Source organism: Sandaracinobacter sp. T42, from assembly GCF_059115405.1.
In genome coordinates this window covers 1283418-1309987 of record NZ_CM181101.1, presented here as the reverse complement: position 1 = coordinate 1309987, position 26570 = coordinate 1283418, and the positions used below count along the sequence as shown (strand labels likewise).

General features: G+C 66.2%; 23 protein-coding genes. 11 read left to right on the top strand and 12 right to left on the bottom strand.

Annotated elements, in window-relative coordinates; all coding sequences use genetic code 11:
• Positions 1-779: 779 nt before the first annotated feature.
• The 3 genes from ACW9TV_RS06290 to ACW9TV_RS06280 form a co-directional block, all read right to left on the bottom strand.
• A complete protein-coding gene (locus ACW9TV_RS06290; RefSeq protein WP_494304997.1) occupies positions 780-1553 on the bottom strand; it encodes a hypothetical protein in 774 nt (257 codons plus the stop codon).
• A gap of 3 nt (positions 1554-1556) precedes the next feature.
• Positions 1557-2849, bottom strand: coding sequence for a tyrosine-type recombinase/integrase (locus ACW9TV_RS06285; RefSeq protein ID WP_494304996.1), 1293 nt, complete (start codon positions 2847-2849; stop codon positions 1557-1559).
• A gap of 266 nt (positions 2850-3115) precedes the next feature.
• Entirely contained in the window at positions 3116-5164 is a 2049-nt protein-coding gene (locus tag ACW9TV_RS06280) for a TonB-dependent receptor (protein ID WP_494304995.1), read from the bottom strand.
• A 245-nt stretch (positions 5165-5409) separates the two neighbouring features.
• Here ACW9TV_RS06280 and ACW9TV_RS06275 point away from each other — a divergent pair, with 245 nt between their 5' ends.
• Together ACW9TV_RS06275 and ACW9TV_RS06270 are read left to right on the top strand one after the other, a co-directional pair.
• Positions 5410-8004, top strand: a complete 2595-nt coding sequence (locus ACW9TV_RS06275; RefSeq protein WP_494304994.1) for a TonB-dependent receptor — start codon at positions 5410-5412, stop codon at positions 8002-8004.
• Between the two features lie 15 nt (positions 8005-8019).
• Entirely contained in the window at positions 8020-9084 is a 1065-nt protein-coding gene (locus ACW9TV_RS06270) for a tyrosine-protein phosphatase (protein WP_494304993.1), read from the top strand.
• Between the two features lie 19 nt (positions 9085-9103).
• Here ACW9TV_RS06270 and ACW9TV_RS06265 read toward each other — a convergent pair whose 3' ends face one another.
• The 6 genes from ACW9TV_RS06265 to ACW9TV_RS06240 are packed head-to-tail and all read right to left on the bottom strand — an operon-like array spanning position 9104 to position 13635.
• Positions 9104-9529 carry a thioredoxin family protein gene (locus tag ACW9TV_RS06265; protein WP_494304992.1) on the bottom strand — a complete coding sequence of 142 codons (426 nt, stop codon included), beginning with the start codon at positions 9527-9529 and terminating at the stop codon, positions 9104-9106.
• A 6-nt stretch (positions 9530-9535) separates the two neighbouring features.
• Positions 9536-9925, bottom strand: a complete 390-nt coding sequence (locus ACW9TV_RS06260) for an ArsR/SmtB family transcription factor (protein ID WP_494304991.1) — start codon at positions 9923-9925, stop codon at positions 9536-9538.
• Positions 9926-9927: 2 nt separating this feature from the next.
• On the bottom strand, positions 9928-10770 hold the full coding sequence (locus ACW9TV_RS06255; RefSeq protein ID WP_494304990.1) for a class I SAM-dependent methyltransferase: 843 nt from the start codon (positions 10768-10770) through the stop codon (positions 9928-9930).
• Entirely contained in the window at positions 10767-10880 is a 114-nt protein-coding gene (gene cydX / locus ACW9TV_RS06250; RefSeq protein ID WP_494304989.1) for a cytochrome bd-I oxidase subunit CydX, read from the bottom strand. The genes ACW9TV_RS06255 and cydX overlap by 4 nt, the downstream gene beginning before the upstream one ends.
• A gap of 11 nt (positions 10881-10891) precedes the next feature.
• Entirely contained in the window at positions 10892-12040 is a 1149-nt protein-coding gene (gene cydB, locus ACW9TV_RS06245; RefSeq protein WP_494304988.1) for a cytochrome d ubiquinol oxidase subunit II, read from the bottom strand.
• A gap of 11 nt (positions 12041-12051) precedes the next feature.
• Positions 12052-13635, bottom strand: coding sequence for a cytochrome ubiquinol oxidase subunit I (locus ACW9TV_RS06240; RefSeq protein ID WP_494304987.1), 1584 nt, complete (start codon positions 13633-13635; stop codon positions 12052-12054).
• A gap of 90 nt (positions 13636-13725) precedes the next feature.
• On the opposite strand from ACW9TV_RS06240, the gene ACW9TV_RS06235 reads away from it, so the two are divergent.
• Together ACW9TV_RS06235 and ACW9TV_RS06230 are read left to right on the top strand one after the other, a co-directional pair.
• Complete coding sequence (locus tag ACW9TV_RS06235; RefSeq protein WP_494304986.1) at positions 13726-15288, top strand: ATP-binding cassette domain-containing protein; 1563 nt, start codon at positions 13726-13728, stop codon at positions 15286-15288.
• Positions 15285-16868 (top strand): ATP-binding cassette domain-containing protein, encoded by a 1584-nt coding sequence (locus ACW9TV_RS06230; RefSeq protein WP_494304985.1) that lies wholly within the window; start codon positions 15285-15287, stop codon positions 16866-16868. Before ACW9TV_RS06235 ends, ACW9TV_RS06230 begins: the two co-directional genes overlap by 4 nt.
• Positions 16869-16960: 92 nt before the next feature.
• Here ACW9TV_RS06230 and ACW9TV_RS06225 read toward each other — a convergent pair whose 3' ends face one another.
• Positions 16961-17971, bottom strand: a complete 1011-nt coding sequence (locus ACW9TV_RS06225; protein ID WP_494304984.1) for an NAD(P)H-dependent flavin oxidoreductase — start codon at positions 17969-17971, stop codon at positions 16961-16963.
• Between the two features lie 90 nt (positions 17972-18061).
• Entirely contained in the window at positions 18062-18490 is a 429-nt protein-coding gene (locus ACW9TV_RS06220) for an organic hydroperoxide resistance protein (RefSeq protein ID WP_494304983.1), read from the bottom strand.
• Positions 18491-18630: 140 nt separating this feature from the next.
• Here ACW9TV_RS06220 and ACW9TV_RS06215 point away from each other — a divergent pair, with 140 nt between their 5' ends.
• From ACW9TV_RS06215 to ACW9TV_RS06190, 6 genes are all read left to right on the top strand, one after another.
• Positions 18631-19071: a MarR family winged helix-turn-helix transcriptional regulator gene (locus ACW9TV_RS06215; RefSeq protein ID WP_494304982.1), complete on the top strand. Its 441-nt coding sequence runs from the start codon at positions 18631-18633 to the stop codon at positions 19069-19071.
• Between the two features lie 84 nt (positions 19072-19155).
• A complete protein-coding gene (locus ACW9TV_RS06210; protein WP_494304981.1) occupies positions 19156-19617 on the top strand; it encodes an RrF2 family transcriptional regulator in 462 nt (153 codons plus the stop codon).
• A 172-nt stretch (positions 19618-19789) separates the two neighbouring features.
• Positions 19790-20458, top strand: a complete 669-nt coding sequence (locus ACW9TV_RS06205; RefSeq protein ID WP_494304980.1) for an RBBP9/YdeN family alpha/beta hydrolase — start codon at positions 19790-19792, stop codon at positions 20456-20458.
• Positions 20452-20631 (top strand): YezD family protein, encoded by a 180-nt coding sequence (locus ACW9TV_RS06200; protein ID WP_494304979.1) that lies wholly within the window; start codon positions 20452-20454, stop codon positions 20629-20631. Before ACW9TV_RS06205 ends, ACW9TV_RS06200 begins: the two co-directional genes overlap by 7 nt.
• A gap of 75 nt (positions 20632-20706) precedes the next feature.
• Positions 20707-23145, top strand: a complete 2439-nt coding sequence (locus tag ACW9TV_RS06195; RefSeq protein ID WP_494304978.1) for a TonB-dependent receptor — start codon at positions 20707-20709, stop codon at positions 23143-23145.
• A 73-nt stretch (positions 23146-23218) separates the two neighbouring features.
• Positions 23219-23953 (top strand): type I pantothenate kinase, encoded by a 735-nt coding sequence (locus ACW9TV_RS06190; RefSeq protein WP_494304977.1) that lies wholly within the window; start codon positions 23219-23221, stop codon positions 23951-23953.
• On the opposite strand, the gene ACW9TV_RS06185 is transcribed toward ACW9TV_RS06190, so the two are convergent.
• A complete protein-coding gene (locus ACW9TV_RS06185; RefSeq protein WP_494304976.1) occupies positions 23950-25866 on the bottom strand; it encodes an alkyl/aryl-sulfatase in 1917 nt (638 codons plus the stop codon). The two genes, ACW9TV_RS06190 and ACW9TV_RS06185, sit on opposite strands and share 4 nt — an antisense overlap.
• 139 nt (positions 25867-26005) lie before the next feature.
• Here ACW9TV_RS06185 and ACW9TV_RS06180 point away from each other — a divergent pair, with 139 nt between their 5' ends.
• On the top strand, positions 26006-26569 hold the full coding sequence (locus tag ACW9TV_RS06180) for a beta/gamma crystallin-related protein (protein ID WP_494304975.1): 564 nt from the start codon (positions 26006-26008) through the stop codon (positions 26567-26569).
• Position 26570 lies beyond the last annotated feature (1 nt).

Genomic DNA, 26570 nt, shown 5'->3' with positions numbered 1-26570 from the left:
GGAAGAGATTTCTTCATCTTTGTCGCCAACCGCTGCAATCAGATTCAACAGATTCGCATGCCATCAGCTCCGGACGACTCCAACACTTCCGTCCACGCATCAAAGCTATGGATAGCGCTCGTCGCTGCAGTTCGAGAGACACTTCGACTTCGAGTCTTGTCCCGATATCTGCTTTTTTGGTGGGGTTCGACCGCAGGAGACAGAGTGGGACCTACCCCGCTGCGCGAGCGGGGGGTCCCACCTGTCTCTTCCACGTGCTTCCTGCTTTTCTGGAGCCGGCCGCCGCTTGGAGACCCATCCGCAACCGATGCGTCCGGATGGTCGCCTGCTTCTTGACCGCCGAAACATCGTCGACGGGGGATCCTTGGGCATCAGGCTTTCGTGGTGCCCTTCGGGTATATGATCCCTACCCCATGGTACCCTTGGCCCTGGCACGCCACCGTCTTTGCCGACCGCGCCAGGCAGGTTGTGACCGGGCCCGAGTGAGCCCAGCGGTTGAGGTTCAGGCGCCGGGCGCCTCGCTTGTGGATCTCACGCGGCGTGATTGCAGCCAGTTCGCGACATCCTCGGGATGGTAATGCACCCGCCGTCCGACCCGGATAAAGGGTGGCCCCTCTCCTGTGAGGCGCCACTTGGCCAGGCAGTTCACGCCCACGCCAATCTTCTGGGCAAGGTTGGGAGGCGAAATCAGTTCAGGCAGTTCCACCGGACACTCCATCCGCGTTGATGACAGCGCGGATATCTCCGGAAAGGAGAAGAGCCCGATATCCCTTGAATCATCACCCCTGTTCCGCGGGATGATTCGTACGACCCGCCTTAAGCGCGCGGGCAATGGTGGCCCGTGAGGGAGAGAGCGGGTCGTTCGTAAGAGGCCAAAGCTGGCCGACGAAGCGGACGAATGGCCCTTGCCAACCGGCAGGCGCATTGCCTTTCGGTGCTGACGCGGCCGGCCTCTTACCTGTTGCGAGATTGTAAATGCTGCCCAGATTTTGGATCAGGATCGCAGACCGGTCCGGAAGTGGGCGGCTGATCCGCGCGAAATCGCTTCTCTCGAATGCTGAGGCAACAGCAGCGAGATCTCCGGCCAGCCTCTGCCAATGCGGGGTCCAATCGTTCTCGAAGCCAAAGGCGTGAACTGCAGGCATCAGTCTCTCCAGCTCGTCGAGCGGTATCCGGACAGCGATCTTCGGCGGAAGCCCCCCAACTGCCAGGGTTCCCAGCAACGCCCGGTGCAGATGGTCCAAGGACTGCAAGCGGTCCACGCTTGTGGAGTCCGTCGCACGCCAAGCATATCTGAGCTTGGCAAGGCCTTCGGCAATCGATTGCGCGCCTTCGACCACCTGACGTAGACCGGCATCGATGTCGGAGGGTGACGGGACCGCATCTGAAGGGGCGCTGCCCAGCAACCTGTATGCCAGAAGTCCATCGTGGATGGAGTCAGCGCAGCTCTGAAAGATGACTGCTGGCGTTCGGATGTCGGACAGCGCCAGTTCGATCAGTTGCTGCTCGACTTCAGCAGGTCTCCAGGTCCAATGACCCGTCTGGATCATCATTGGTCAAGCCCTCGTGGCAGCGGACAGCGGCACAACCTTGTTCGACTTTCGAGGTGCCAGCACGTGATCGATGTAATCCGCCCACGCTTGTAGAGCCGCCCTCTTCTCCGTAGCCCAGTCGTGGCGCTGATAGACTGCGGCGACCCCCGAACGGCTACCGCTGAGGTGATTGAGAATCGCCTCCGTCACTTCGAAACGAACCCCCAACCGCTGCATACCTGTAGCGAGCGTTCGTCGGAGGTCATGGAGGCGCCATGGCTTCAGCGGTTCGCGCTTCGCACCAGCGGCCAATTCTGCAATCTGCTCATCCAACCTAGATTTCGCACGGGAGTAGCCGGAAACTGCGGTCTTCCCGGTTGTTGAGAAAACAAGACCGGTCTTGGGCCAGGTGTCGGCCTTCTTTGTGAAGAGCTCCGCAACCTCTCCCAGTGCTTCGACAGCCAATGCGTTCAGAGGGACCAGGTGCGGCTTGCCGTTCTTGGTGCGATCGGAGGGAATACTCCATGTCGCCGACTCTCGATCGAGCTCGCTCCAATCGAGCTTGGCAGCCTCATCCCGGCGCTGACCTGTCGCGATCAGCAACTTCACAAACGGCCCAAACGGATACCCCAGCTTGCTTGCACCGTTCCAGACAAGCGCAAGCTCGGCATCTGCGAGGACCCGGTCGCGAGCGGCAACGGGATTTGGAGCGGTCATGTTTGCGATCGGGCTGTTCGCAATGTCGCCGCGGTTGACAGCCCAGTTGAACAGTAACCGGAGAATGGCGAACGTGTTTCTTCGAAGCGCCAACTGACCCGCCGGCAACCCATCCAGTATCTGTACGACGTCTGCCTTCGTGATCGACGGAAGTGCCTTGTCCCGGAGCTTGGGCGTGACGTGAATTCGCAGGATGGCTTCAGTCAATTCATGGAAACGGGGCGCCTGGTGTTCCATCTGAAATTTCAGAAACCGTGAGACATAGGCGTCAAAGGCAAGATCGATGCGCTCTTGCCGCTCGATGCGACGGATCGCCGATGGATCTGCTCCATCCAGAACCTGTGCCGCCAGCCGCTTGGCGCGCTTGCGCGCTTCATCCGGGGTCAGGCGACCGTGGGTTCCGATGGTGTATCGCTTCGTTTTCGCACCGCGCCCTCCCAGCCGATACTGGAAGATGTAAGTCCGCGTTCCTGAGGGAGTCACCTTCAGGCCGAAGCCCCTCACGTCCTGGTCCCAGAGAAACACGGGTTTATCGCCCGGCTTGAGAGCCTCAACGGCTCTTAGCGTAATGGATCCATTTGCCACTGAGCCCTCCAGCAATCACTCAGCAATCACCTCAGGGCAATCTACAGGAAAGCGAGGGAAAGTCGATTCCACGTTTTGTTGCTGAATTTCAAATTCTTGGGTCTCCGAACGCAATCTCCAGAAATCTGGGTATCCCTATCAGCACCAGACTACGAATCTGGGGGTCGGACGTTCGAATCGTTCCGGGCGCGCCATTTCTTCCCACCATCAACATCCGGCGGCCGTTGGCCTTGCGCGCCACTGACGGGCCCGGTGTCGCTGGACGATCCCGGGGTGGCGGGTCAGGCGAAGCTGCGCTTCAGGGTCAGCGACAGGGTGACATGTTCCTGCCGGGTGCGGAATTCGTGCAGGACGGGATCGGGATTGCTGCGATCGGGCGCATGAAAGGTGCGCTCGCGGTAGAATTTCACGTCCATCAGATTTTCGGCGCGCAGTGTCAGCGTGGTGCGGGGGTCCGGCCGATATTCCGCGAATGCCTCGACAAAGGGGTTCTGGCGGAAATTCCGGTCTTCCTCGTTGCGGCGGTACTGTGTCGATCCGGGATTGGAGTAACTGTCCACCCCCCAGGCGAAACGGCCGAGGTCCTGGCGGAAGCCTGCATCGAACACCCATAATGTGTAGCCGCTGAAATGCCGGTTCTTCAGCGTGTAGGGATCCTGCACCTCGGAATCCACAAGGGAAAAGCGCAGCGTCGCGCGCCCGCCGCTTATGCCGGCCCGCTCAAGCGGAATATCCAGGTTCAGCCGGGCGATCCGCATCCGGCCGGCGCCCAGATTGCCGGGGGCATCCAGCCCGTCTTCCACGGGCACGCGATCCTGCACCTGCTGCACGAAGTTCATGCCCAGTTCGCCCCGGATCACGCCTGAGCCCAGGATCGGCCGCTCTGCCGTGAGCAGGAACTCCCACGCGGTCTGCGGCACCAGATCGGCATTGCCGCCGTTCAACCGGTCGTTCGTCAGTTCGGCAAGGCTGATGAAGTCGCCGAAATTCAGCTGGTTGACGGTGCGCTCCGCCCTGGCCTGCAATTGCCAGCGGCCCGTCCGCCAGTCCAGGCTCACCTTGGGCTTCAGATAGGACAGCGTGCGTTCGGCCGTCGCGTCGCCGCTGACTTTCAGACGCGATCGCTCGAACGTCAGCCCGAAATCGGCGCGCAGGCCGCTGGCCAGATTCCGCCCCAGGTTCACGAAGGGCTCCATGCGGATTTCGCGCACCACCGCATTCGCAAGCGGCAGCTCGATCGGGCTCTGCCCCCCGTCCGCGCCGATGGCGGTCAGATCAACCGCACTGTCCAGCCGGTTCAGCACCGCCTCTGCGCCAAGTTCCAGCGACCATCCGTTGCGGGACGGCAGGGACCAGACCAGCCGCGCCACGCTTTCCGCTTCCTTCAGGTGCTGCAGCTGGGAAACGCCGCCCAGAATCTGCCCGGATGCCTGGTTCAGCACCAGCTCTTCCCGATCCCGATCAGTGCGGGTTGCCAGCAGGATCAGCTTGATGCTTCCGCCCGCCAGAGGGCGGGTCAGGTCGCCGCCCAGTTCGAACTGGCGGCCACGGTAATCCTGTTCCAGCACATCGTCGCGGATCTGTCCGTCCGCAGGGGTGACAAGGTTGGTCTGCCACAGCTGGAAGCGCCCGATGGCGAAGCGGGCGTTCAGATTGGCCTTCCGGTCTGTTCCGCCATCGTGGGACCATCCGAACGAGACATTGGCTTCGGGATCGTGGGTGGCGTTGTGCTTGTCGCGCCATTCCACAAGTTCCCCGCCGGGCAGCTTCGTCAGCACGTCGCGGCCGTAATCGGTGATCTCGTCGTTGTTGTAGTCGAGCGCGAGGTTGAAGCTGGAGCGGCCGCGCTTCACCAGCGCCGAGGCCTGACCGTCTGCGCGCACACGCCCTTCAAACGGCCGGCGAAGCCGCAGCTGCGCGGTTCCGGCCACGCCGGCATCCTCTGTCAGCACAAGGTTCAGCACCTGTGGGCGGCCGGCGAATTCCGCGCCAAAGCCATCGCCCGGCCCCACCTCGACCCGCAGCACACGCGCGGCGGGGATCCGGCCCAGGATGGTTGCCAGATTGTCGCTCTTGCTGCTGGGTCGTTCGCCGTTGATCACCACATTGCCGGCAGCCTGGCCGAAGCCGCGCACATCCTGATCGATCTCCTCCAGCTGGAAGCCGGGAACGCGCTGCACGACCTGAAGCGCGGTGGCAGGTGCGAAGGTCTGGAAGAAGGCCGCCTGATAGACGGTGCGCGCGCCCGCCTGCTGCTGGGCCTTTGCAGCGGCCGGAAACAGGGCGCAGGCAAGCAGCAGCAGCCAGCGGCGGCCGGAACGGATCGGCATCTGGAAATCTATCCCCCCGCACGCGCGGTGCTTGTTGATTGTGGCCCCCCTTCAAGCCGCAATCAGCTGGCCGGACAACGGCTGTTCGATGAACGCCGTTCGTCGGCAACAGATGGGACCTGCAAGGCGCAGCGCCCTGCAATCCTGTCGACATGAAAACGTCAGAATCCTGTCCTCCAACAGCCGCCGAGCGGAAACAGACGAACGCTAGCGCCCCAGCACATATTCAAAAAAGGGGTTTGCAGATGATTGTCCTGTTGCCGCGTTACCGGCTTTCCGCTTCCGTTGCCGCGCTTTGCGCCGCCGCCATGGCGCTTCCCGCGATTGCCCAGCAAGCCCCGGCAGCCGATGATGCCGAAACCATCACCGTTTATGCCCCGATCCGCGATGCGCAGGCGCTGGCCATCGAGGAACAGCGCAAGGCCGACAACATGGTGGCGATCGTGGCGGCGGATTCGATCGGCCGCTTCCCGGATCAGAATTCGGCCGCGGCACTGGCCCGTCTGCCGGCCGTTGCCGTGCAGCGCGACCAGGGACAGGAACGCTATATCCAGGTGCGCGGCGCCCCCAATCGCTGGACCAGCGTCAGCTTCGACGGCGTGCCCGTGATCGGCGTCGACGAGGGCGGCGCGACGCGTGCCTTCCGCTTTGACGCAGTGCCTTCCGTGATCCTTTCGTCGATCGCGGTGAACAAGTCGCTGACGCCGGATCTGCCGGCCGAGGCGATCGTCGCCCAGATCGACATGCGCACCTATTCCCCCTTCGAAAACAAGGGCCTGTCGATTTCCGGCGATGTCGGATACGGCTGGATGGCGCTGGGTGGCGGCGAACAGCGGCAGGGCTCCGTCCGCGCGTCCTGGTCGAACGACAGCTGGGGCTTCATGGTCGCCGGCTCCCACTATCGGCGCAACCAGATCACCGACAACCGGGAGTTCGCCTATGACGCGAACGATGTGATCAGCACGCTGGATTTCCGCAATTATCTGCTCACGCGGGAGAACAACGGCGCCTCGGCTGGCGTGGAATTCCGCCCGGCCGACGGGCAGATGCTGTTCCTGAAAGGGGTCTGGTCCGAGTTCCGGGATCATGAGCTTCGCAACCAGTATGTATTCAACCTGGCCGGCGCGCAGGCTGGCGGCGTCCGCGGCAACGACGCCGGGGATCTGGTGGCGGTGCCGGTGCGCGGCACGATGAGCGACGGCCGCTATTTCAACAACAACCTGATCCTGACGGGCGGCGGCGACCATCAACTGTCGGGCGACTGGAAGCTGGACTGGCGCGGCAACTACACTCGTATCCTGAACACCACCGATCTGCCACTGATCCTGCAGAATCAGCAGTTCAACCGCAGCTTCCGCCCGTCGCTTACCTACATGCGGGACAGTGTGGACTTCCCGATCGTGCGGCTGTTCACCACCGTGCCCGGCGCAACAGCCGGCACCTATGCGCGCGGATCGGGCACGCGGGCGCTGAACCAGGGCGCCTTCGACCTGAACGTCGCCCTGCCGCTGGAATCCCGGATCGAAGCCGACAGCTGGACGGCGAAGGCCGATCTGGACGGCCGATTCGGCGAGATACCGGTGCGCTTCGGCCTGCAATATGATCAGCGCGACATCAGCGGAAATGTGCTGACCACCTCCACGCAGGTGGTGGTGCCAGGCCTGCCGGCGGCAAATTATGTCACCACGCGGCCCTGGCGCACCAATTTCCCCAGCGGCATGCAGATCTTCTATGTCGACAACGCCAGCCTGCGCAGCGACCTGCAGGGCGCACTGGCGCAGCTGGAAGCGGCCGGCCGCTACAATCCGGACAACAACATTCGGCCGATCGACCGCTACGAGATCGACGAGAAGCTGTTCGCCGCCTACGCACGGGCGACGTGGGAGCTGGCTTCCGGCCAGATCGTCTTCGGCGCCCGGCTGGAGAATTTCCGCCAGACATCAAGCGGTGTGGTGCAGGTGGGCGCCGACTATCAGCCGCTCGAAGTGTCAACGGATCGCTGGGATCTGTTTCCCAGCATCAATGCGAAGTTCGACCTGAACGACGACCTGGTGGCGCGGGCATCCTTCCAGCGCGGGGTCGCCCGCCCCTCGTTCGGGCAGATCCGCGTGGGGGCCGCTATCAGCGACACCAGCATTCCCGGCACCGTCACCGGGGGTAACCCCTATCTGAAGCCGGAATATACCTGGGGCACGGACGCCAGCCTGGAATATTATCTGCCGGGCGACGGGCTGCTGTCCGTTTCGGGCTTCTACCGCTGGGTGGACAATGTCCTGTTCGACAGCCGCGTGAAGGTCGGCGACGACCGCTACGACATCGACGGCATCGACCGGTCCGGCTATGATTTCATCTCCACCCTGAACGGGGACAAGGGCAAGCTCTATGGTGTGGAGCTGGCCTATCTCCAGCAGTGGACCTTCCTGCCCGGCCCGCTGGACGGCTTCGGTTTTCAGGGCAATATCGCCTTCATCGGCGGCAGCTTCGACACGCCCGACCGCCAGGGCGCGGCCTTCCCAGGCACCTCGGACACCGTGGTGAACGCCTCGCTCTTCTACGAGAAGGCCGGCATTTCGACCCGATTGTCCTACCAGTGGCGTTCCGACTGGGTGGACACGCTGGGCGGCCTCGGCGTCGGCTCGGCGGGCGACGAGAAACGCGCTGGCTACGGCAACCTCGACCTCGCGGTACGGGTGCAGATTTCGGAGCAGCTCGGCCTGTTCTTCGACGCCAACAACCTGACCGACGAAATCTATGTCGCCTACCAGGGCGAGCGGGAACGCCCGGTCGAAGTCGAACAGATCGGCCGCCGGTTCATGGGCGGCGTTCGCTTCAACTTCTGACGGGAAATGATGGACATGAAACGCACCTTCCTGATTCCGGCCCTTCTTGCGCTGCCGCTGGTGGTCGCCGCGCCGCTGAGCGCCCGCAGCGAAGCACCGGCGCCCGTCGCCCTGGCGAGCCGCGAGGGCAACATGGTCACCCTGCGGTGGACGGGGCTGAAAGGCCCGGTGTCCGTCTGGCAGATCCCCGGGCCGGGCGCGGCGCCCGACAAGGGGCAGAAGCTGACGGTGGCCGCCGGCGAATCCGTCACGCTGGCTGTCGCGCCCTGGCCCCGCCCCTTTTTCCTGCTGAAGGATGCAAAGGGGCGGTCCGTGCGCACAGCCGAACGGCTGCTCCCGCTGGAGGGCGGCAGCAACTTCCGGGACCTCGGCGGCTATCGCACGCTGGACGGGCGTGAAACGGCCTGGGGCGAGCTCTACCGGTCGGCCGTGATGTCCGGGCTGACGCCGGACGATTTCCGGCAGCTCGGCAAGCTCGGCATCCGGACCGTGTGTGATTTCCGTTCGACCCAGGAACGCGCGCGCGATACCGTGGCCTGGCCCGAAGGGGTGCAGCCCACGGTGCTGACCATGGACTATGGGCTGGATACGGGCGCCCTTGAAGCGATGTTCCGCAGCGGCCCCGTCACGGTGGAAGGAACCCGCAAGGCGATGGCGGGCTTCTATGCGCAGATGCCCTTCACCTACGCCGAACAATATGCCCGCATGATGCGCGAACTGGTGGCGGGGCGCCCCCCCCTCGCGTTCAATTGCTCGGCCGGCAAGGATCGCACCGGACTTGCTTCTGCCCTGCTGCTGACCGCGCTTGGCGTGCCCTATGAGACGGCACTGGCCGACTATCTGCTGTCGAACGAGACCTATCGCCCCAGGCCCCCGGCTGCCGACGATCCGACGGCCCGGATGTTCGCAAACCTGCCGCCCGAGGTGATCCGGGCGCTGATGGGCGTGGATCGCAGCTATCTGGATGCCAGCTTCGCCGCGATCGAGGCGAAGGGCGGAATGAAACGGTATCTGGCCGACGAACTGAAGCTGACCGATGCCGATATCGACATGCTGAAGACGCGCTACCTGAGGGACTGAGACACCGCCTGGGGGCGGGCTAGAGTGCGCGGGCCGCGAACGCCCGGATCTGCGGCAGGGACAGCGCGCCCGAAACGCGGTCGATCTCTCGCCCGCCCTTCAGCAGCAGCAGGGTCGGTACGGACTGGATCCCCAGCGCGCCGGCCAGCGAAGGCGCTGCATCGATGTCCACCTTCGCCAGGCGGACATGCGGTTCCAGCGCAGCAGCCGCGGATTCAAAGGCCGGGGCCATCGCCCGGCAGGGCCCGCACCACTGTGCCCAGAAATCCACCAGCAGCGGCAGCGTGGCGCGATCCCGGTGCAGCCGGAACCCGGCCTCATCCAGTTGCAGCGAACGGCCGGTGAACAGGGGGGACTTGCAGCGCCCGCAGTTCGGCCTGTCGCCCAGGCGCTCGGCCGGCACCCGGTTGATCGCGCCACATGCGGGGCACGGCAGCTGTTCCATGGCGATTCAGATCCCTTCCGGCACCAGATCCAGCCGAGAAGGCGGCAGGCCCGCATCACAGATGTCGCATAGCGCCTCCATCACGGCGCGCACCCGCGCGTCCGCCAGCCGGTAGCGCACCTGCTGCCCTTCACGCTGCGGCACCACAACACCGGCTTCGCGCAGCAGCGCCAGATGCTGGGACACGCGCGACTGCGACAGCCCCGTCAGCGCCACCATCTCGCCCACGGTCGGGCGCTGGCCGCCGTCCAGTTCGGACATCCCCATGCGGCAGAGCATGCGAAGGCGATCCGGATTGGCCAACAGCTTCAGAACACGCGCCATTGCATCGGCATCCCGACCAAGCGGCATCAACTCGCCCGCAGGTGGCAGCGCATGCGCTGCAACATTAAGCATCTTCAAACCTTCTCCGCCGAAATCAGCCACACGGCCGCGTCCATCGGAACACCCGCGTCCGTCGCCAGACCGGCATATAGCGATTCAAGATCCGCCGTCACGGCCGCAAGAACATCCGGCCCTGCGGCGGCGGCCAGTTCGCCAACGGAAAAGGCCCCAAGGGCGAACGCCGCCGCGGCGGCCGGTTTCGCGCCGGGTCCGCCAACCAGTATCGGCCGTTCCAGCAGCTGGCGATCGATGGCGGTGAAGCCCGCGCCTTCCAGAAGCCGCTGCTGGAAGGCAGGGGCGGACAGCTGGAACGGGCCGGGGCCGAGCGGATCCACCTGCGGCAGTTCCACATGCGCGCCGACAAGACGCTGCAGCTCCATCATCCAGGGATTTCGCCGGGGCTCCGCCCAGACGGCCAGATCCAGCCGTGCGCCCGGCGCCAGCAACGATGCCAGGTGGCGGAAGGCGGCGGGCGGATCGGGGAAGAACATCACCCCGAACCGCGACACCAGCCGGTCGAACGGCCCGCCTTCGGGGCTGGCGCTTGCGGCATCCCCGGCCAGGAAGCGCAGTTGCGGCAGATCTTCGGCGCGGCGCGTCGCTTCCGCGACAAGCGCCGGGGAGATATCGAGGCCCATTGCCAGCCCCGACGGGCCGACCGCCGCCGCGATCCGGCGCGTGGTCCATCCGCCGCCGCAGCCGATGTCCAGAACACGCTCTCCGGGCCGGATCGCGGCCCGATCCAGCAGCGCGGCCCCGAACGGCGCCAGTTGCGCCTCCATCACGTCCAGATCCCTCAGCCAGCGAAGTCCGCGTTCGCCAGACCAGTCATCGGCGCCCTTTGCGGGGGGGTTCACTCCCACCAGGGCTCGCCGTCGTCATCGGCGTGGAATTCGTGCCACATGCCGTTCAGGATGCCGAAGCCGACCGCAAGACCAAGGCCGAGCACCCAGGTGAAATACCACATTGCGAACCCTTTCAGTAATAATCGGCGGACGAACGAACCTGGTCCGTCGTCACCCGCCCGAACAGCACCTTGAACACCCAGGCCGTATACAGCAGCACCAGCGGCAGCAGGATCACCGTCGCCAGCAGCATGATCCACAAGGTGAGGTGGCTTGAAGAGGAATTCCAGACGGTGAGGCTGGAGGCAGGATCGACCGTGCTGGGCAGGATCACCGGGAACATCGACAGGCCCACGGTGGAAATGATGCCGATGACAGCCGCAGAAGAACCAAGGAACACACCCACATCCCAGCGCCGTGCGATGCCCAGCATGGCGAGCGCGGTTCCGGCGAAGCCCAGCAGCGGGGCCAGCAGCATCCAGGGATGGGTGGCATAATTCTTCAGCCAGGCGCCCGGCGCCGCGACAGCGCCATGCAGCAGCGGATTGGACGGGCCGTTCGGATCAACCCCGGCCGCAACCTGCACGCCCATGTCGCCCATCGCCACGAACAGGCCGCCGGCCGCGAACAGCAGCAGGCTGAGCACGCCTGCCGCAAGGCCGAAACGGCGGGCGCGATCCAGCACCGGCCCCTGTTCGATCTTCAGGCTGAGCCAGCCGGCCCCGTGCAGCACCAGCATCGAGACGGAGAGCAGACCCGTGAGGAGGGTGAAGGGCGAGAACAGATCGAGCAGCCCGCCATCCCAGAAGGCGCGCAGGTCGCTGTCCAGGTGGAAGGGCACGCCCTTCAGCACATTGCCGACGGCCACGCCGAACACCAGCGCGGGCACGAAGCCGCCCAGGAACAACGCCCAGTCCCACCGGGCGCGCCAGGCCGGATCCTGTTTCTTCGAGCGGTATTTGAAGCCCACCGGCCGCAGGATCAGCGCCATCAGCACCAGGAACATGGCCAGATAGAAGCCGGAAAAGCTGATCGCATAGACATGCGGCCAGGCGGCGAAGATCGCGCCGCCACCCAGGATGAACCACACCTGGTTGCCTTCCCATGTGGCGCCGATGGAATTGATCACCAGCCGCCGCTCCTCGTCGGTGCGGGCAACGAACGGCAGCACGGCCGCCACGCCGAGATCGAAGCCGTCCGTCAGGGCGAAGCCGATCAGCAGCACCCCCAGCAGCAGCCACCAGATCAGACGGAGCGTTTCATAATCGAAGGGAATGGGCATCGCCTCTCTCCTTACTCGGCCGGCAGCGGCACGAAGCCGCCGCGCGCGCGATCCTCGGCTGCGGAAGGCCCACGCAGTTCGCCGCGTTCCGGCCCATGCCGGATCGCGGCCAGCATCAGCCGCACCATGATCACGGCCAGGATGCCATAGGCCAGGGTGAAGCCCGCGATCGTCGTCCAGATCTGTGGCAGGGTCAGGCTGGAAGAGGCGAGGAAGGTGGGCAATGCGCCTTCCACCGCCCAGGGCTGGCGGCCATATTCCGCCAGCACCCAGCCCATTTCCGCCGCGAGCCAGGGCAGCGGGATCACCGCGACGGCCAGCTTCTGGAACCAGCGCACCTCGAACCGGCGCTTGCTGGCCAGCCAGAAGGCCGTGCCGAAGAAGGCGATGAAGAAGAAGCCCAGCCCCGCCATGCCGCGGAACAGCCAGAACAGCACCGGCACATTGGGCACCGTGCTCCAGGCGGCCTTCTGGATGTCGTCGGCGGTCGCGGCACGCGGATCGGCCACGAAGCGCTTCAGCAGCATCGCATAGCCAAGATCCGCCCGGTGCAGTTCGAACTGTTCCCGCGCGGCGATGTCGGCGCGATCCTTCTTCAGCGTTTCAAGCGCATCATAGGCAAGGATGCCGCGCCCGATGCGCACTTCGGCGGTTTCGACCAGTTCGCGGATGCCCGTGACCTCTCCGGTGAAGGACCGGGTCGCGATCAGGCCCAGCACGGCGGGCACGCGGATTTCGAAATGCGTCACCTGTGCGGATTTGTCCGGGATGCCGAAGATCGTCAGCCCGGCGGGCGCGGGCTCCGTTTCCCACATGGCCTCGATCGAGGCGAGCTTCATCTTCTGGTTGTCCGTCAACGCATAGCCGGATTCATCACCGAGGACGACGACCGAGAGCGAAGCGGCGAGCCCGAACGACGCCGCCACCACGAAGCTGCGGCGGGCGATCGGCCCGAAGCGCCCTTTCAGCAGGTACCAGCTGGAAACCCCCAGCACGAAGACCGCCCCCGTGACATAGCCGGCCGACACGGTGTGAACGAACTTCGCCTGCGCCACCGGGTTCATCAGCACGGCCATGAAATCGGTGACTTCCATGCGCATCGTATCGGGATTGAACCGCGAACCGACGGGGTTCTGCATCCAGCCGTTCGCGACAAGGATCCACAGCGCCGACAGGTTCGATCCCAGCGCCACCATGAAGGTGACGAAGAGGTGCCCCAGCCGGGTCAGCTTGTCCCAGCCGAAGAACATCAGACCCACGAAGGTCGCCTCCAGGAAGAAGGCCATCAGCCCCTCGATCGCCAGCGGGGCCCCGAAGATGTCGCCGACATAGTGGCTGTAGTAGGACCAGTTCGTGCCGAACTGGAATTCCATGGTGATGCCGGTGGCCACCCCCAGCACGAAGTTGATCCCGAACAGCTTGCCCCAGAAGCGCGTGGCATCCCGCCACACCGCCTTGCCCGACATCACATAGACACTTTCCATGATGACCAGCATAAAGGAAAGGCCGAGCGTGAGCGGGACGAACAGGAAATGATACATCGCCGTCAGCGCAAACTGGAGGCGGGACATTTCGACAACGGCCAGATCGACCATGGTTCACCTCTTGGAATCGCGGCGGGCGAGTCGATTGCCAGCCCGTCCGCACACCTTATATAAGGATTTCCTAATTAAAAAGCCGAGGGAATGAAAGCGTCAGAACAGCGCACCCCCCGCCATGGCCGCCGGGCCGCGATGATCGGATGGCTGGCCGATGTGCCGGGCGCGGTGCTGGCTGCGGCCGGGCTGGCGCTGGGCGTTGCGGCAGTCGCGCGCCCCGGGTCGGCGGATCCGTGGCTGGCTGCCCTGCTGCTGGTAGCCGGCGGGGTGGTTCGCGCGGTCGCCCAATGGCTGGCGACCGATTCCGGATTGAAGGCCGGGCTGGCCCGCAAGGCGGCGGAACGCGCACGCCACTGGCCTGCCCTGCTGTCTGCGCCGCGCGCCGCCAGCCTGTCGGGCGATGATCTGGGCCGCGCGATCGATTCCATCGAGATGCTGGAGGGGCTGGAGGCCCGGTTCCGGCCGCTCAGGTCCGCGGCGGTCGCAAGCCCGCTGCTCGTGGCCCTGATCGTGGCGGCGGCAAGCCCGGTTTCGGCCGCGATCCTGCTGATCACCCTGCCCTTTTTCGTCGCCGGCCTGGCGCTGGCCGGCACGGCGGCGCGCGCCACGGCCGAACGGCAGCTCGGCGCCCTGCGTGACCTGAACGCCCTGTTCGTCGATCGGCTGCGGGCCTTGCCCGAAATCCGCCACTTCCACGCGGAAGACCGCATTCTGCGCCAGATGCGCGACAGCAGCCGGGAACTGGCGCGCCGCACCATCGCCACGCTGCGCATCGCCTTCCTTTCAGGCGGCGTGATCGAGTTCTTCGCCGCCATCGCGGTGGCGCTCGTCGCCGTCTATGCGGGCTTCAGCCTGCTGGGCATCCTGCCGGTCCGCGTGCCCGAAACACTCACGCTGCTGACCGCCTTCTTCGTTCTGGCAATGGCGCCGGAATTCTATCTGCCCTTCCGCCGGCTGGCCGCCGCCTACCACGACAGGCAGCTGGGCGAGGCGGCCGAAGCCGCGCTGACCGCGCCGGCCTTCTGCCCCGCAATCGGAACCGCGGAATACAGCGGCCTTGCCGCCGACGGGCTTGTGGTTCGCCATTCCGACGGGCCGGAAATCGGCCCTGTCCATTTCTCCATCGGGGAAACCGGTCTCGTCGCCCTTGTCGGCCCGACCGGTTCGGGCAAATCCTCTGTGCTGGCGGCGATCGCTGGCCGGGCGCCCCTGGCGGCCGGCACGCTGGACTGGGTCGGGGGGGCGCCCCCGCCGCTTGGCTGGGCAGGGCAGCGGCCGCTGATCCTCGCGGGGACGCTGGCCGGAAACTTCGCGCTGGCACGGCCCGGCACGCCGGACGCCGAAATCCTGGCGGTTGCCGACAGCCTGGGCCTTTCCCCCCTGATCACGGCGCGCGGGCTGCATGGCGCGATCGACTGGCGCGGTTCCGGCCTTTCGGGCGGCGAGCGGCGGCGTATCGGAGTCGCCCGGGCCCTGCTGTCGGGCCGGCCGCTGCTCCTGCTGGATGAACCCACCGCCGATCTGGATGCCGCCAGCGCTGCCCGGGTGCGGGCCGCGCTGGCCGACGCCGCGCGCAGCCGCGCCATCCTTGTCGCCACGCATGACGAAGCACTTGCCGCGCTGGCCGGGCAAGTGGTGCGGCTGGGATGAAAGAACCCGCCAGCCCCGTCGCGGAACTGGTCGCCCGGCATGCCCGCGCCCGATCGCGAGCGATGCGGGCCGCCATCCTGTGCGCCGTTCTGGCCGCCTTCGCGGGTTCGGCGCTGCTGGGGGTTTCGGGCTGGTTCCTCGCCGGGGCTGGCCTTGCCGGGCTGGCGGGGGCTGCAGCCGCCTTCAACTATCTGGTGCCCAGCGCCTTCATCCGGCTTGCGGCAATCCTGCGCACGGCCGGCCGCTATGGGGAACGGTTCCTGTCGCATCAGGCGGCGATCCTGTCGCTGGCCGATGTGCGCACGGATCTTCTCGCCCGGCTGGCGGCGACCGATCCGCGCCGCGCCGCATCCTTTTCCACCGGCGAATCCGTCGCCCGCCTGACAAGCGGGATCGACGCGCTGGAAGCGCGGCAGGTCCAGGCCCCGGCGCGGCCGGCGGCGATTGCGGCCACCCTTGTCGCGCTGGGGCTCGCCGGCTGGGCGAGCCCGATGGCGCTGCCGGTTCTGGCTCTTGTCCTTCTGGCGCTTCCGGCCGTGCTGGACAGGCTGGCCAGGCGACTGGTGGACCCGCATATCGCAGCTGCGGAACAGCTGCATGGGCGCATCAAGGCAGAGCTGGCCGAGTTGCTGATGGCCGGGCCCGAACTGGCTATCTACGGCCTCGCCGAAACCGCGACGGCCGGAATTCGGCAGACTGCCGCGGACATGGATGCCGCGCGACTGGCCGCGGCGCGCGGCGGGGCGCTGGCCTCTGGCCTGCTTTCGGCCGCGGGGCCGCTTCTTGCGGCGCTGACCTTCGCACTTTCGGGCGGGAATGCACCCGCGACGGCCGCTGCGGCGCTTGCCGTGCTTGTCTCCGCCGAAGCGCTGGGCGGGCCGCTTCGCTTCCGGCTGGAACAGGCCCGCACCCGGACCGGCCTTGCCGAACTGGAACGGCTGGCGGCGGAGCCGCCCGCTGAGCCCGAGCCGCTTCGGCCGGGGCCACACCAGTTGCATCTCGCAGGCGAACGGCTGCAGCCCGGGGAGCGGTTGCTGCTGACCGGCCGATCCGGATCGGGCAAGACCTCTCTGCTGGAGACGCTGGCCGGGCTGAGGGCCAGTTCGCCGGTTCCGGCGCTGGTCGATGGCCGGCCTGCCGAGACGATCGGCTTTGCTTCGCTTTCGGCCCTGTTCGCGCTTGCCCCACAGCATCCGGCCTTGATCGCCGGCACGGTGGAGGACAATCTTCGCCTGGCCCGGCCCGGCCTTTCGGAAGCCGAATTGTGGCGCGCGCTGGAAACAGCCAGCCTCGCCGCCGATGTCCGCGCCCTGCCCGGCGGCCTTTCGACCTTCCTTGGCGAAGGCGGCGCCCGCCTGTCAGGCGGGCAGGTGAAACGCCTCGCGCTGGCGCGCGCCCTGCTGGCGGGGCGCCCCTGGCTTCTGCTTGATGAACCGAGCGAGGGACTGGACAGCGCGACCGAAGCCGAACTCGCCCGCCGGCTGGCGAAGTGGCTGGATCAGACGGGCTGCGGGGCGGTGATCGCAACGCACCGCCCGGCCCTCAGGACACTGACAACCCGGACGCTCTCCCTGGACTGAGGCTGTTGCCTCTGGCTCTGGCCTTTTTTGATCGCCTCCGGCTCAGGCCTTTGTGATCGCCTCCGGCTCAGGCCTTTGTGATCGCCTCCGGCTCAGGCCGCCTTCGTTGCGCCGCCGGCCGGCACACGGAAACCGGCCAGGCGCTGGTCCAGGATGGCCTCCGCTTCGCCGATGATGCGGCGGATCAGTTCGTCGCAGGTCGGGATGTCGTGGATCAGGCCCTGCACCATGCCGGCCCAGAACACGCCTTTCGAAAGATCGCCGGTTTCCAGCAGTTCCTTGCCGGCCGCGCCGGAAACAAGCTCACGCACATCCTCGAACTTCGCATCCGGGTTCTTCAGCCGGCGCACCACCTCGTCCGAAACGTCGCTCTTCCCCACGCGGGCGGTGTTGTGGAAGTTGCGGAAGATCAGATGGCTGCCGCGCTCGTCATTCTCGATGTATTTCTGCTTCACATTGTCGTGCACCGGCGCTTCCTTGGTGGCGCAGAACCGGGTGCCCATGTTGATGCCCTCGGCCCCCAGCGCCAGCGCCGCGACCAGCCCGCGCCCGTCGCCGAAGCCGCCGGACGCCAGCATCGGGATCTTCACCTTGTCGGCCGCCGCCGGGATCAGGATCAGGCCGGGGATGTCGTCCTCGCCGGGGTGGCCCGCGCATTCGAAGCCGTCGATCGAAATGATGTCCACGCCCTTGCGTTCGGCCGACAGCGCATGGCGGACAGCGGTGCACTTGTGCAGGATCACCGTGCCCGGCACCTGCCGCAGCACTTCCCACACCTCGGCCACGGCCTGGGTGCCGGCCGTTTCGAAGATGCGCACGCCGGCATCGAGCGCGGCCTTCGCATAGCCCACATAATCGGGCGACATCGTCGTGGGGAACACGGTGACGTTCACGCCGAACGGCTTGGAGGTCATGCCCCGGCAGCGCTCCACCTCTTGCGCCAGCGCCTTGGGGCTGGGCTGGGTCAGCGCCGTCAGGATGCCGAGGCCGCCCGCGTTGGAAACGGCGGACGCCAGTTCGGCGATCCCGATGGACTGCATCCCCCCCTGGACGATGGGATGCTCGATCCCGAGCATTTCCGTGATGCGGGTGCGAAACGGCATGGCAGACTCCCTCCTGGACAGAAACTTCCCCTAGCCTGACTGCCGCACCGGCTGCACCTCACCTCAATGCCAGCCGGGCGGGCAGGCGCGTCAGGCGACGGCGACGCTGAGATCGATGTTGCCGCGCACCGCGTGACTGTAGGGACAGACTGCATCTGCGGCCGACACCAGCGCCTCCGCGGCTGCGGTCTCCACGCCGGGCAGCGTCACCCGAAGGGCCACTTCCAGCCCGAAGCCCCCCTCCGGGCGCGGCCCGATGCCGACGCCGGCCTGCACCTGCGCGTCGGCCGGAACGCGGGCCAGCGCCGGATTCTGGGCGGAAACGGCCTTCATCGCGCTGAGGAAGCAGGCGGCGAATCCGGTTGCGAACAACTGCTCGGGGTTCACCCCGCGCCCGGCGCCGCCCAGTTCGCGCGGCAGGCCCATCAAGACCTCGAAGCTGCCGTCATCCAGACGGGCGGCCCCGTCACGCCCGCCGGTGGCCGTGGCGCTGGTGCGATAGAGAGCCTGGATTGCCATGTTGTTCATCCTTTCTGCGACGCAAGGACGTGATCGGCGAAGCTGATTTATCGCCTGCGATTATCTCGCTTGCGATATGACTGACGAATCGAACACTGTCAATGCTTGCGAGAAGATCGCGCGCGACCTATCTTCCGGCCATGCCGGACACGCCCCCTTCCGACCCGTCGGATCCCTTCGCGGATTATCTGTGCTTCTCGCTTTATGCCGCGAACCTCGCGGTCGGCCGGCGCTACAAACCGCTGCTCGATCCGCTGGGGCTGACCTATCCGCAGTATCTGGTGCTGGTTGCGCTTCGAGAGACGGGGGCCCAGCCAGTGGGCGCGCTGGGGGAACGTCTCTGCCTGGAGACGAACACCCTGACGCCGCTGCTCAAGCGGATGGCGGCAGCCGGGCTCGTCACCCGACGGCGCAACCCGGCGGATGAGCGGGTGGTGCTGGTGGGGCTGTCCGCCGAGGGGACCGCGCTGGCGGAGCGCGCGCGGGACATCCCTGCGCGGCTGCTGGACGGGAATGTCGCCGATCTGCCGCGCCTGGCCGCACTGAATGCCGAACTGAAGGCGCTTCGGGCCGCCCTCTGACTCCATCCGGACAGGGCGGATGCCGCCCAAAGTCTGCCAGATGGGTTGATATGTGCCATCCGCAGGCGCATTGGACATGCCGAGATGTTGAACATGAAGTCGCGCTACGCGATGCGGGCGCTCCTCTATCTGGCCAGCCGTTATGGCGAAGGGCCCGTGCAGATCGGCGAGATCGCCGACACCCAGCGGATTCCGCGCAAGTTTCTCACGGTGATCCTGTCCGAACTCTCGCGTGAGGGGATCATCGGCACCAAGCGCGGCCGCGCGGGCGGCTACTGGCTGGAAAGGAACCCGTCCGAGATCAGCTATGGCGACATCGTGCGAATCACGCGCGGATCGCTGGCGCTGGTGCCTTGCGCGGCGCGACTCGCCTATGAACCCTGCGAGAACTGCGTCCCGGAAAGCGAATGCCACCTGCGATTGGTGATGCTGGCCGTGCGGGATGCCACCGCTGACGTGCTCGACAGGCTGACCCTGGCGGATCCGCCGCCCGGCACGGTCGAGCTGTCCAGCCCGGCACCGACGACCGCCGCAGCGTCCCACTAGGCCGAGAAGGGCGCACAGATGGCCCGGCTGCCCCGGCGGCCGGGCGCTGTCCGCTTTAAAGGAACCTGCAAGCCGCGCTTTGCCGGGACAAAGGCGCACTTCGTCAATTTCATTCTTGTCTATCTGTTCAGTTGAGTTACCCTCCGCCTGTATTCAGGAAAGGGAGACGACGATGCCGAACGACAGTCGATTCGCCGCCCAGGCTACGCCGCAGATTCTGAATGTCCCCGGCCTCAACAACAGCGGACCGGCGCATTGGCAGAGTCGCTGGGAACAGCTCTATCCCTGGTTCGAACGGGTCGATCTGGGCCTGTGGGACACGCCTGACCGGAACGTCTGGGTGCAGCGGCTGGATTCCGCGATCCGCGCCGCGCGCCAGCCTGTCATCCTGGTGGCGCACAGCCTGGGCTGCGTGGCCGTCGCCTGGTGGGCCGCGCTTCAGGGACATGCCTATCGCGACCCGGTCGCGGGGGCGCTGCTGGTGGCCCCGGCGGATCCGGAAGCGGCCGGCGCGGGCACTCACCTGCGGCAGTTCGCCCCCACGCCCCCCGGCCCCCTGCCCTTCCCGTCCATCCTTGTCGCCAGCCGCAACGACCCATGGTCGAGCTTCGACCGCTCTGCCCGTCTTGCGCGGGCCTGGGGCAGCCACCTGGTGGATGCCGGGAATGCCGGGCACCTGAACGCCGACAGCAACCTTGGCGACTGGCCGCTTGGCATTTCCCTCGTCGATCGGCTCGCGGATGCCGCCCATCTGCGGGCCGATGCCGACCGCGCGCTGGCCGACGCCGCGCGCTTCCTTTCGATCGGAACCGAACCCGGGCAGGAGATCCGCACATGGTAAGCCGACCATCGCCACAGCCCCTGCATCGCGCCGAAGCCGTGCCGGACAGTGCCGTCGCACAGATCGTCGAAGCCTTGGGCCGCATCCGCTTCGGCGACATCCGGCTGATCGTTCACGAAGGCCGCCTCGTCCAGCTCGACATCACGGAGCGCACGCGCTTCAGCCAGACCTGACCCCCACCCACCAACTGCCTGGCGACCGGACCACCGGAGTCATGCCTCTCTCCAGACAACTGACGGAGGATCCGCATGATCTCTGCATTCCTGCTCGCACCCGCCGCGCTCGCCGCGCAGTCCCCTTCCCCGACGGCGCCTGACACCGGGGCGGCAATCGCCGCCGAAGCCACAGCCGACGATACCGCCATCGTCGTCACCGCACGCCGCCGGGCGGAAAATGTGCAGGATGTGCCTGTCGCCATTTCCGTCGTGGACGGCGCGACGCTGGATTCGAAGGGTGTCTTCAACATCAGCCGTCTGACGCAGCTTCAGCCTGCGCTGCAGTTCTTCTCGACCAATCCGCGCAACACCTTCATCAACATCCGCGGGATCGGCGCGCCCTTCGGCCTGACGAACGATGGGTTCGAGCAGGGTGTGGGCGTCTATGTCGATCAGGTCTATTACAACCGCATCGCCTCCGCGACGCTGGACTTCGTCGATGTGGAGCAGATCGAAGTGCTGCGCGGGCCGCAAGGCACGCTCTATGGCAAGAACACGACCGCCGGCGCCATCAACATCACCACCCGCGCGCCCAGCTTCGCGTTCGAGGGGCGGTCGGAAATCTCCATCGGCAATTACGGGTTCAAGCAGGCCAAGGCCTCCGTCTCCGGCCCGCTGACGGACACGCTGGCGGCGCGCATCAGCCTCTCCGCCACGGACCGGCGCGGCACCATCTACAATGTCGCGACAGACAGCTGGATCAACTCGCAGGACAATATCGGCGTCCGCGGCGCGCTGCTGTGGAAGCCGACCGATAGCTTCCGCATCACCTTTTCCGGCGACTGGAATCTTCAGGATCCGCTCTGCTGCGGCCAGATCTACGCACGGCTGGGCACCACCCAGCGCGTCGCCAGCCGGCAGTATCCGGCGCTCACCGCCCTGTTCCCGGGCTATCAGGTGCCCAGCACCAACGCCTTCGACCGCGTGACCGACCTCGATGCCGACCTCGCCGCCCGAAACGAGCTGGGAGGTCTTTCGATCCGCGCCGAATGGGATGTCGGACCGGGCACGATCACCTCCGTCTCGGCCTGGCGCTACTGGGACTGGGGGCCGAAGAACGACCGCGATTTCACCGGCCTTCCCGTCTACACCAAGGTCAACAACCCCACGAAGCAGGATCAGTGGACGCAGGAACTGCGCTACGCGTTCGAGGCCGGCTCGATCGACGCCGTCGTCGGCGGCTTCCTGTTCTACCAGAAGATCCGCACCAGCGGCGTCCAGGAATCCGGCCCGGCCGCCAGCGCCTGGCTCCTGAACCCCACCAGCGCGCTGTCGAAGAACCCGGCCGTGCTGAACGGGGTGATCGCCGAAAACGACATCCGTCTCGACAATCTCAGCCTCGCCGGCTTCGCCAAGCTGAACTGGAAGGCAAGCGACCGTTTCACCGTCTCGCCGGGCATCCGGATCAACTACGACAAGAAGGAAGGCTATTATGATTCCGTGGTGACGGGAAACGCCTCGAACGGCACCCGCCAGCTTGTCACCAACGACAGCACGCATCCCTATTACAACGATCCCTGGATCGCCGCCCAGCGTGGCCTGCAATCCTCGCAATTCTTTGAACCGGCGTTTTCCGCCTGGAACCTCTCGTTCGACCTCAACCTGTCCTACCAGCTGTCGGACGATCTGCTGGGCTATGCCACCTATGCGCGCTCGTTCAAGACGGGCGGCATCAACCTGAATGGTGTGCCCAACCTCTCCAACGGACTTCCGGCGCTGGAAGTCGCCCAGATCAAGCCGGAAAAGGTGGATCATTTCGAGCTGGGCCTGAAAAGCCAGTTCTGGGATCGTCAGGCGACCCTGAACCTTGCCGCCTACTGGACGGAAATCCGCGATTTCCAGGCCAGCGTGATCAGCAACATCTCCGGCTCCAGCACGCTTCGCGGCTACCTCGCCAACGCCGACAAGGTGCGGGTGCGCGGGGTGGAGGCGGATTTCTCCGTCCGCCCTTCGGAGCGCTTCAACGCCTTCCTGTCCGGCGCCTTCACCGACCACCGGTTCGTGCGGTTCGTGGACGCCCCCTGCCCGCCCGAACTGGCGGGCGGCGGCACCGGCACGCCTGTCGGCCCGCCATCCACGCCGGGCGCCAACAGCCCGGCCAACTGCGACGTCTCGGGCCAGTGGCTACCGGGCATCTCGCGCTGGTCCTTCTCATGGGGGAGCGAAGCCAATCTGCCGGCCACGCTTCTGGGCAAGGAAGGCGAGGCCTATCTGGGCTATGAAGGCAGCTATCGCTCCACCTTCTCGTCCAACGCCTCACGGTCGATCTACACGGATGTCCGGGGCTATTCACTGCACAATTTCCGGCTGGGCTTCCGCACCGATGGGCTCGACATCTTCGGCTGGGTGCGCAACGCCTTCGACCAGAACTATTATGAATCCCTCGCCGTCACGCCGGGCAACACCGGCCTGATCTCGGCCCAGCTGGGTGATCCGCGTACTTTCGGCGGCACCATCAGCTATCGCTTCTGAAGAAAGCCGGGCCGGCGCGGCGCGCCGGCCCCTCTCTTGAGGCGGACAGCAAAACAGGTCATTCTTCAACCTGATGGCGGCCCCTCGTCTCATAACCCCACGCGCCCTCGGCGCGCTGATCGCCAATCGCTGCGAACCCGGCGCCGTCACCATCTTCGGACTGACGGGCTCGGTGGCAGCCGGCAAGTCCACCCTCGCAGGGGAACTCGCGGCTGAACTTGCGCCCTATCTTCGGGTGGAAATCGTGCAGACAGACGGTTTCCTGCTGCCGAACGAGCAACTGGAAGCGCGCGGCCTGGCGCTGCGCAAGGGTTATCCGGAATCCTACGACATCACGAACCTCGCCCGCACGCTGGAGGCGGCGCGGATGCGCCCGGTGCGGATTCCCGGCTATTCGCACAGCCTCTATGATGTGGACCCGGCGCTTTCGCGCATGATCGACAGGCCGGATCTGATCCTGGTGGAAGGGCTTGGGTTCGCACCCGCCAGCGGCGACAGCAGCGTGAGCCATGCGCTGGACGGTCTTCTCTACCTCGACGCGACCGAGGAGGATCTGGAGCACTGGTTCATCGAACGCTTCATGACCCTGTGGCACGCGGCGGAACAGGATCCCTCAAGCTTCTATGCCCAGTTCCGCACCCTCAGTGAGCCCGAAGCACGCGGCTTCGCCCGGACGGTCGCGTGGCGGCGCATCAACCTGCCGAACCTGCACGACCATATCGCCCGCGCCCGCCCGCTGGCCGACATCCTGGTCGCCAAGTCGCGCGATCACAGCCTGCAACTGGTGCGGCCGGATTCCGCGCCCTAGGGCGTGACGATCGGGAAATCGGGGGGCGGGGTCTCGAAAAGGCCCAGGAACAGGGGCAGAAGATCGGCCTGGCCCTCTACCTGGGGCGGCGGCCCGCCGGCGCCTGCGCCCGCCAGCGCGCGCAGGAAGGCCGCACGTGGCATCGTCACCGTCACGTCGGCCGGATCGGGCACATCCTGTTCATGCACCAGCACGCCGTTGCGGACGGTTATGAAATGCCGCTCCTTCACGTCAGGCAGCACAAGCGCCAGCGTGAAGGATCTGGCCGGTGCGCGATCGGGCACCAGCCGCACCGCCAGCAGATCCAGCAGCATCGGGGTGGGAATGAAGCGCGCCATCGCCATCCCGCCGGCCGGGGCCGCCACCGGGCCCGATTCCACCTCTGTCGCAGCCGCCAGATACATGTTGCGCCAGAGAGAGCCTTCGGCGGCATAGGCCATCTGCCGATAGCAGTCGGCCAGCAAAGCCTTTGCCTCAGGCCCGGCCGTGCCGGCGAACAACAGATGATCCAGCAGCGTCGCCGCCCATCGGTAATCGCCGGACGCGGCCGCCGCCTTCGCCAGCGCAACCACGCGATCAGGCCCGCCCAGCGCGGCCACGTAACGCTGCCCCAGCGCCTCGGGCGGATGCCGGTGCAGTTCGGCGGGATTGCCGGAATACCAGCCGAGATAGCGCTGATAGACCGCCTTGGCGTTGTGGTTCATCGTGCCATAGTAGCCACGGTTGAACCAGCGCGCCCGCAGCGCCGGCGGCAACTCGATCTGTTCCGCGATCTCGTCCTTCGTCAGCCCCCTGTTCATCAGCCGCACCGACTGGTCGTGCAGATATTTGTAGGCGTCGCGGTGGCTGGCGATGTAATCCTGAACAACCGCCTGCCCGAAGCGGGGCCAGCCATGGCTTGTCGCCACGATGTCGCTTTTCCCGCCGTAAAGGCGCAGCGCCTGCGTCAGATAATCCGCCCAGCCCTTCGAGTCGCGCACGAGCGCCCCGCGCGGCGTCAGGATGTTGTGCATCGTCGCATTGGCGTTTTCGGCGAGGTGCAGGATACGGAACTGCGGCAGGTGGAAGTTCATTTCGGCCGGCGCCTCGGTATCGGGCGTCAGCTGGAACTCGAACGTCACCCCGTCGATCACGCGCGTCTCGCCGGTCGCCTTCACGACATCGGTGGGCGGCAGCAGGCTCGTCGTGCCGGCCGAGATGGCGGGCCCGATCCCTGAATTCACCTTGCCCTGCGGACCGAACGGCAGGAACGTGCCGAACTGATAGAGCGCGCGCCGGCTCATCGCATTGCCCGCGATCACATTTTCCGCCACCGCATGTTCCAGGAAGCCATCCGGGGCGACGATGGGAATCGCCCCTGCGGCCGCCTGGTCCACCACGCCGGCAGCCCCGCCGAAATGGTCACCATGGCTGTGGGTATAGATCAGCCCCGTCACCGGCCGGTCGCCCAGCTTCTGCCGCACCAGCGCCAGCGCGGCGCGCGCCGTTTCCACCGACAGCAGCGGATCGACGAGGATATAGCCCCGGTCGCCCAGGATCACCGTCATCACCGAAATGTCGAAACCGCGCACCTGGAAGACACGGTCGGACACTCTGAACAGCCCATGTTTCGCCATCAGCCGGGATTGCCGCCACAAGGATGGATTGACGCTCTCTGGCGCGGGGCCCTTCAGCTTGTCGAGCGCGGCGAAATCCCACGCCACGCCCTTGCCATCGTCGCGCGGGATGGAAGCCGCCGGATGGGTGCCAAGAAATCCGCGGGCGGCGAAATCGGCATCCTGTCCGTCCTCTGCCGGCAGCGACTTGAGAATGGCGGCGTTCGCAGCGCGTGTCTGTGGCGAAACCGCCTGCGCACCCCCCGGCACAGCCCAGGGCAGGGCGGCCGCCAACAGCAATCCCCTCAGTCGATGCATATATCCTCCCCCTCAATGCCTGCGCTCCGGCATTCTTGCGCCATGTCATGGCGGCACGCACAAGACAGCATGAAACTGGGCATTGGCAAGCATCCGACGCCGGGTTAGCAATTGGCCCGGGGCAACAAGGGGAAAGCGCATGAAAGCAGCAGTTCTTGCAGCCGCGGCAGCCGCCGGACTGGCCATCACGGCCCCGGCCGGCGCACAGACGGCGACCGTCTATCGAGACGCGAATTTCAGCGGTCCGGCAGTTGCCGTCAACGGCGCGAACCCCAACATGCGGCTTAATTTCCAGGTCAGTTCGATCCGGGTCGGCAGCGGCCGGTGGGAGCTTTGCCCGGAACCGAATTTCCGGGGCCGCTGCCTTGTCGTCAACGGATCCGATCCGAATCTGCGGCGCAGCTTCGGCTGGCCGGGGCCTCTGCAATCCATGCGCGTCGCGGGCGGCGGCGGATGGGGCGGCGGGGCGATCGGCGGCCAGCGCCTGAAGGGCATGGCTTCGGAATTCTTCCCGGCGCCACGCCGCGGCAATTCCCGCGTGCTGGCCTGCGCCAACGGATCCGCCACGGCCGCCTGCGCGGCGCAGACCGCCGACCGCTTCTGCCAGGATGCCGGCTGGCGCGGATCTGCACGGGAACTGATGGAAACCGAAAACCGCAGGGTCTATCTGGCCGATGTGCTTTGCGTGCGGACGGGGTACTGAC